This is a genomic window from uncultured Phyllobacterium sp., assembly GCF_902479695.1.
GTDB lineage: Bacteria > Pseudomonadota > Alphaproteobacteria > Rhizobiales > Rhizobiaceae > Phyllobacterium > Phyllobacterium calauticae.
Map to the genome: position 1 here is coordinate 109,020 of NZ_CABSQF010000013.1, position 6,981 is coordinate 116,000.

Below are 6,981 nucleotides of genomic sequence, written 5' to 3' on the forward strand. Positions count from 1 at the left end.
GGATCAGATAATAGTGGCGGACGTGTGAAGGCAATCTTAACGAAAGGTTAGCATGGTCCGTTGGTTCTACGCAAAACATCAATTGTATTGCTGTTTTTCATCAAGGAAATCATCTTGCCCGGCGAAGGTTGCACGACTATGGTGCGCCACCTCCTGGTTGGCGCCATGCTGGCCCGGCCTTGATCTAACGTTGTTTTCTTGGAGTTCACCATGCTGAAAGGCTCAATCACCGCTCTCGTCACGCCATTCGACCAAAACGGGTCGTTTGACGAGAAAGCCTTTCGCGCATTCCTGGCCTGGCAGCTCGCCGAGGGCACCAATGGTTTCGTGCCTGTCGGCACGACGGGCGAATCGCCGACGCTGTCCCATGCCGAGCACAAGCGCGTGGTCGAAGTCTGCATTGAGGAAGCCAAGGGCAAGGTGCCGGTGATTGCCGGTGCGGGCTCCAACAACACACGCGAAGCCATCGAGCTGGCGCAGCATGCCGAAAAGGCCGGGGCGGACGCGATTCTCGTCGTCACGCCCTATTACAACAAGCCGAACCAGCGCGGCCTCTATGCCCATTACAAGGCCGTGGCCGAATCCGTCTCGCTGCCGATCATCATCTACAACATTCCCGGCCGGTCGATCATCGACATGACCCCGGAGACGATGGGTCAGCTGGCGCATGACTTCAAGAACATTGCCGGCGTGAAGGATGCGACAGGCAAGATCGAGCGCGTTTCGGAACAGCGCATCACCTGCGGTCTGGATTTCATCCAGCTGTCCGGCGAGGACGCGACGGCGCTCGGCTTCAACGCCCATGGCGGTGTCGGCTGCATTTCCGTCACCTCGAATATCGCGCCGCGCCTGTGTGCCGAATTCCAGGCTGCGACCCTGCGGGGCGACTTCACCGCGGCGCTCGCCATTCAGGACCGCCTGATGCCGCTGCACAAGGCGCTGTTTATCGAACCAAACCCGACGGGCCCGAAATATGCCCTGGCCAAGCTCGGCAAGATGAACAATTCGGTGCGTTCCCCGCTCGTCCCGATTGAAGCGGCTACCGCCGAACGTATCGATCAGGCGATGAAACATGCGGGTTTGATCAACTGACAATTCAGTTGCAAAGCATTATATAGGCCTCATGAACAAGCCCAAAGCTGCCAAAAAACCCATTACGGTTCGCAAGGTCATTGCCGAGAACCGCAGAGCGCGTTTCAATTTCGAGATTCTCGACACGATGGAGGCTGGCATTGTGTTGCAGGGCACGGAAGTCAAATCCCTGCGCAACAACCAGTCCAACATTGCCGAAAGCTATGCGAGCCTCGAGAACGGTGAGTTCTGGCTGATCAATTCCTATATTCCGGAATATCTGCAGGCCAACCGCTTCAACCACGCGCCACGCCGCCACCGCAAGCTGCTGGTCAGCAAGCGTGAAATGGCACGGCTGGCGCAATCGGTGGACCGCGAAGGCATGACCGTCGTGCCGCTGAAACTCTATTTCAACGATCAGGGCAGGGCGAAGCTCGAACTTGCCGTTGCCCGCGGCAAGAAACTGCACGACAAGCGCGAGACGGAAAAGCAGCGCGACTGGAACCGTGAGAAGTCACGGCTGCTGCGCGACCGCGGCTGATTGCTTTGGGTACTTTGTACCCTTAAGGCGAAGCATCCAGATGGCCGCGCACGGCGGCGAAGACGCTCTTGAACATGGGTTCGGTCAGGCGTCCGGTGTTCGTGTTGTAGCGCGAACAATGATAGCTGGAAAAAATGCGGATATCGCCGATATCGGACTGTCCGCCATGGCTGAACGGAAATTTCGCCACCGGCTGCTTCAGCGACCGTATCGTTGACTGGTGCGCGATGGTGCCAAGGGTCACGATGGCGCGCAGGTTGCGGAACTGCTGGATGGTCGGCGTCAGAAACCGCCGGCAATTGTTGATCTCGCCGCCGACTGGCTTGTTTTCCGGCGGAACACAGCGAACGGCGTTGACGATCGCCGCATCGAGCAGTTCCAGGCCGTCATCCGGCCGGGCGGCGAATGTGCCGCGGGAAAAGCCGAATTCTGCCAGCGTGCCGTAAAGCAAATCCCCCGCATAGTCGCCGGTGAACGGGCGGCCCGTCCTGTTGGCGCCGCGCAGGCCGGGTGCGAGCCCGATAATGAGCAGCTGAACCGACTCAATCCCACCCGCAGGCAGGAAGGCGGGCACCGGCGCGTTGTGCCACGCCGGTTCTTTCACGCGCCATCCGGCGATGAAGTCATGCAGTCGCGGGCAGATCGGGCAATCGGGGGAAGGTTCGACACTCATAGGGCGCTAAAAAGCACAATGCCGCATGGTTTTCCATGCGGCATTTCCGAATTTGTCGGCAAATCAGTAGTCGACCTGTTCTTCTTCGACACGGCGCGGTGCGCGCTCGGATGCCTCGCGGCCGATTTCGGTGCGCAGCGATGTCAGGTCGATGAAATGATCCGCCTGACGGCGCAATTCGTCCGATATCATTGGCGGCTGGGTCGAAAGTGTCGAGACGACGCTGACCTTGCGGCCCTTGCGCTGCAAGGCTTCCACCAGGGAGCGGAAATCGCCATCGCCGGAGAAGATAACAAAATGGTCCACCGTGTCCGTCAACTGCATGGCGTCGACAGCAAGTTCAATGTCCATATTGCCCTTGATCTTACGGCGGCCGGCAGAATCGGTAAATTCTTTTGCAGGTTTCGTAACAACCTTATATCCGTTGTAGTCCAGCCAATCGATCAGTGGGCGTATCGATGAGTATTCCTGATCTTCTACAAGCGCTGTATAGTAATACGCGCGAAGCAAATAGCCTCTTTTCTGGAAAGCTGTAAGAAGTTTGCGATAGTCAATATCAAATCCCAGTACCTTTGAGGCTGCGTAGAGATTTGCACCATCGATAAACAAAACGATCTTTTCACGTGGATCAAACATAATAAGGTTCCATTTCAAAAAGGTGAGCTTCAATTTCAAATCAGCTAGAAGGTAATAAAGCTCGATCTGATCTTATACGAAAGTAGCATATTTACTACGTCGGGTTCGGTGAAAAGCCAATAGCTGGGCGGAAAATTTGTCCGAATTTTGGATGGAGCCGCTCAATCTATGGTGATTGTTTTTTACTGTTAAACAGCCCGCGTCGAACCTGTTGACGGCTTTTGCTTGTTTTTTCCGTGTAACCGCGTTATGTCCCGCTTAATCCGCTAATTCAGTTAAAAATGAAAGGGGCAGTTCATGGCCCGCGTCACTGTTGAAGATTGCGTTGACAAGGTCGAAAACCGGTTTGAACTGGTTTTGCTCGCCAGTCACCGCGCGCGCCTGATTTCACAGGGTGCAGCGATCACCATCGATCGCGACAATGATAAGAATCCGGTTGTTGCCCTGCGCGAAATCGCAGAGGAAACGCTTTCGCCGGGCGACCTCAAGGAAGATCTGATCCATTCGCTGCAGAAGCATGTGGAAGTCGATGAGCCGGAAGCCGTTGCTGTGGTACCGCAGGTCACCTCCGGCGACAGCGAAGGCAACGAGATTGCCGAGATCGAGGCAGACGACAATGTTTCCTTCGACAGCATGTCGGAAGAGGAATTGCTGGCCGGTATCGAAGGTCTGGTAGCTCCGGAAAAAAGCGACGACTATTAATCAAATGTCGCGCTTTCAGCGCGACTGATTGCCGGTTCAGGCTATCGTGATGCGTCGCAGTCTTTCTGCGGCGCATTATTTTTGCGTCTTGGTAACGCAATTACCATATATCGCTCGATAATTTAGAGTTTTGGGTTTGGAGGCTTCCGTCCATGATGCGTCAGTATGAGCTTGTCGAGCGTGTTCAGCGTTACAAGCCTGACGTCAATGAGGCGCTTCTCAACAAAGCCTATGTCTATGCCATGCAGAAGCATGGTCACCAGAAACGTGCATCGGGCGATCCGTATTTTTCCCATCCGCTCGAAGTGGCCGCGATCCTCACCGACATGCATCTGGACGAGGCGACGATCGCCATTGCCCTGCTGCATGACACCATCGAGGACACCTCGGCGACCCGGCAGGAAATCGACACGCTGTTCGGGCCCGACATCGGCAAGCTTGTCGAGGGCCTGACCAAGCTGAAAAAGCTGGACCTCGTCTCGAAAAAGGCCGTGCAGGCGGAAAACCTGCGCAAGTTGCTTCTCGCCATTTCCGACGATGTGCGGGTACTGCTGGTCAAGCTCGCCGACCGCCTGCACAATATGCGCACGCTGCATCACGTGCCGCCGGACAAGCGTTTGCGCATTTCCGAGGAAACCATGGATATCTATGCGCCGCTCGCCGGGCGCATGGGCATGCAGGATATGCGCGAGGAACTGGAAGGGCTGGCCTTCCGCTACATCAATCCCGAAGCTTTCAATGCCGTGACCAACCGGCTCGCCGAGCTGATGGAAAAGAACCGCAGCACGCTGACGCAGATCGAAACCGATCTTTCCAGCCTGTTCGAAAAGCGCGGCATCAAGGCCAGTGTCAAAAGCCGGCAGAAGAAGGCCTGGTCGGTGTTCCGCAAGATGGAAAGCAAGGGACTCTCCTTCGAACAGCTCTCCGACATCTTCGGCTTCCGCGTCGTCGTCGATACCGTCGCCGATTGCTACAACGCGCTTGGCATCATCCATACCACGTGGTCGATGGTGCCCGGCCGCTTCAAGGATTATATCTCGACCCCCAAGCAGAACGACTACCGGTCGATCCACACCACCATCGTCGGTCCGTCGCGCCAGCGTGTCGAACTGCAGATCCGCACCCGCGAAATGAACGACATTGCCGAATACGGCGTGGCCGCCCACTCGATCTACAAGGATCGCGGCAGCGCGCAGAACCCGCATGTCATTTCGACGGAAACCAACGCCTATGCCTGGTTGCGCCAGACCATCGAAGCCCTGGCGGAAGGCGACAATCCGGAAGAGTTTCTCGAACACACCAAGCTGGAGCTGTTTCAGGACCAGGTTTTCTGCTTCACGCCGAAGGGCCGGCTCATCGCCCTGCCGCGCGGGGCAACGCCGATCGATTTCGCCTATGCGGTGCATACCAATATTGGCGACAGCTGCGTCGGCGCCAAGGTCAATGGCCGCATCATGCCGCTGATGACCGAATTGCATAATGGCGATGAGGTCGAGATCATCCGCTCCAAGGCGCAGACACCGCCGGCCGCCTGGGAATCGGTGGTCGTCACCGGCAAGGCGCGCGCTGCCATCCGCCGTGCCACGCGCATTGCGGTGCGCAAGCAGTATTCCGGCCTCGGCACGCAGATTCTCGAGCGGGCTTTCGAGCGGGCCGGGAAAGTCTATTCGCGCGATGAACTGAAGAAGGGCCTGCCGCGCCTGGCGCGCAAGGAGATCGACGATGTTCTGGCCGCCGTCGGCCGCGGGGAGTTGCCGTCCTCCGATGTCATGAAGGCGGTCTATCCGGAATATCAGGACTCCAAGCCCAAGCCGACGCAGAGCGAACGCGAGGAAGGCTGGGTCAATTTCCGCAACACGTCGGGCATGATCTTCAAGATGCCGGAAGGCAGCGACGGCGCGACGGGATGGGAGCCGGGCGGCCCGCATGCCCTGCCGATCCGCGGGGCAAGCCCCGACATGCCCGTACACTTCTCGCCGGAGGGCGCGGTGCCGGGCGACCGCATCGTCGGCATTCTCCAGCCCGGTTCGGGCATGACCATCTACCCGATCCAGTCATCGGCGCTGATGGCCTATGACGATCAGCCGGAGCGCTGGATCGACGTGCGCTGGGATATCGACGAGAGTAGGCGCGACCGGTTCCCGGCCCGCATCAACATTTCGGCGATCAATGCGCCGGGTTCCCTGGCGGAGATCGCCCAGATCATCGCGGCCAACGAAACCAATATTCACAATCTCTCCATGGTCCGCACGGCGCCTGACTTTACGCAGATGATCGTCGACCTGGAGGTCTGGGATCTGAAACATCTCAACCGGATCCTGTCGAAACTCAAGGAAAGCAAGTGCGTCAGCGACGCACAGCGCGTGAACGGATAGAGGGGCACACATGAATACGGATGAAGTTCTGCAGGTATTTCGCGAAGCAGGGGCAGTCCTCGAAGGGCATTTTATCCTGACATCGGGCTTGCGCAGCCCGACATTCCTGCAAAAGGCCCGCGTGTTCATGCATGCGGACAAGACCGAGCGCGTGTGCCGTGCGCTGGCCGACAAGATCAGGAATGCCGGTCTTGGCCCGATCGACTACGTGGTCGGACCAGCCATCGGCGGCATCATCCCGGCCTATGAAACATCGCGCCATCTCGGCGTCCCGGCCATCTGGGTCGAACGCGAGAACGGTGTGTTCCGCCTGCGCCGTTTCGAAATTGCCAAGGGCGCGCGCGTCGTCATCGTCGAAGATATCGTGTCGACGGGCTTGTCGATCCGCGAGACGGTCACCACCTTGCAGGAACTGGGCGCCGAGGTTCTGGCCGCTGCCTGCATTATCGATCGCTCCGCCGGCAAGACAGATGTCGGCGTGCCGCTGATTGCACTGGCGGAATATGAAGTCCCGGCCTATCCTGCGGACCAATTACCGCCTGAGCTTGCCGCAATTCCGCCCGTTAAGCCTGGTAGTCGTAATATTTGATTAACCAAAAGACGTGAGCGCTTGAGCCAGTTGCGCACTCGCTGGCTCCGGCGTCGAGGGACTTGAATACCAATGCTCTTCAAACGGCGTATCAAACCGGGCTTCCGTGAACGGATGCGTACTGCACTGTGGCCGCGCCGCTCGGTCGGCCGGTCGCTGCGCTATTTCGGCAAGCGTGTTCTGCGGCTGCGGGCGACCCCGCACGCCTACCCCCTACCACCGTGCGCTCCCGCACCGCCCGCACCCGTGATGGCAAAAATGGCGGCAATAACCGCCATGATAATGGAAATGACATCGAACGGGATGTTACCGGGTTTAACGCCAATAGCGGCAAGAACCAGCACCCCCAATCCGCCTGCAAAACCAATACCTATTCCCCCCAATCTGGCGCCCA

At 58.0% G+C, this 6,981-nt stretch carries 8 protein-coding genes and 1 pseudogene; 6 read left to right on the forward strand and 3 right to left on the reverse strand.

Going from position 1 to position 6,981, the window contains the following annotated elements; genetic code table 11:
• Positions 1–210: 210 nt before the first annotated feature.
• Together dapA and smpB are read left to right on the forward strand one after the other, a co-directional pair.
• Positions 211–1,092, forward strand: a complete 882-nt coding sequence (gene dapA, locus RDL77_RS10450; RefSeq protein WP_288192773.1) for a 4-hydroxy-tetrahydrodipicolinate synthase — start codon at positions 211–213, stop codon at positions 1,090–1,092.
• Between the two features lie 31 nt (positions 1,093–1,123).
• Positions 1,124–1,612 carry an SsrA-binding protein SmpB gene (gene smpB, locus RDL77_RS10455; protein WP_105735936.1) on the forward strand — a complete coding sequence of 163 codons (489 nt, stop codon included), beginning with the start codon at positions 1,124–1,126 and terminating at the stop codon, positions 1,610–1,612.
• Positions 1,613–1,634: 22 nt separating this feature from the next.
• Here the strand turns inward: smpB and RDL77_RS10460 are convergent, their stop codons facing one another.
• Entirely contained in the window at positions 1,635–2,285 is a 651-nt protein-coding gene (locus RDL77_RS10460) for a uracil-DNA glycosylase (RefSeq protein ID WP_288192774.1), read from the reverse strand.
• A 63-nt stretch (positions 2,286–2,348) separates the two neighbouring features.
• Entirely contained in the window at positions 2,349–2,921 is a 573-nt protein-coding gene (locus RDL77_RS10465) for an NYN domain-containing protein (protein WP_223611306.1), read from the reverse strand.
• Positions 2,922–3,218: 297 nt separating this feature from the next.
• On the opposite strand from RDL77_RS10465, the gene rpoZ reads away from it, so the two are divergent.
• The 4 genes and pseudogenes from rpoZ to RDL77_RS10485 form a co-directional block, all read left to right on the forward strand.
• Positions 3,219–3,623 (forward strand): DNA-directed RNA polymerase subunit omega, encoded by a 405-nt coding sequence (rpoZ, locus tag RDL77_RS10470; RefSeq protein ID WP_223611305.1) that lies wholly within the window; start codon positions 3,219–3,221, stop codon positions 3,621–3,623.
• A 152-nt stretch (positions 3,624–3,775) separates the two neighbouring features.
• Positions 3,776–5,998 (forward strand): bifunctional (p)ppGpp synthetase/guanosine-3',5'-bis(diphosphate) 3'-pyrophosphohydrolase, encoded by a 2,223-nt coding sequence (locus RDL77_RS10475; RefSeq protein ID WP_223611304.1) that lies wholly within the window; start codon positions 3,776–3,778, stop codon positions 5,996–5,998.
• A gap of 10 nt (positions 5,999–6,008) precedes the next feature.
• Positions 6,009–6,587 carry an orotate phosphoribosyltransferase gene (gene pyrE / locus RDL77_RS10480; protein WP_223611303.1) on the forward strand — a complete coding sequence of 193 codons (579 nt, stop codon included), beginning with the start codon at positions 6,009–6,011 and terminating at the stop codon, positions 6,585–6,587.
• 72 nt (positions 6,588–6,659) lie between these two features.
• Positions 6,660–6,794: pseudogene (locus tag RDL77_RS10485) on the forward strand (DUF2062 domain-containing protein); the annotation flags it as partial.
• Here the strand turns inward: RDL77_RS10485 and RDL77_RS10490 are convergent.
• A partial coding sequence (locus RDL77_RS10490) for an anaerobic C4-dicarboxylate transporter family protein (RefSeq protein WP_288192775.1) occupies positions 6,794–6,981 on the reverse strand: 188 nt, incomplete at its 5' end. The pseudogene RDL77_RS10485 and the gene RDL77_RS10490 sit on opposite strands and share 1 nt — an antisense overlap.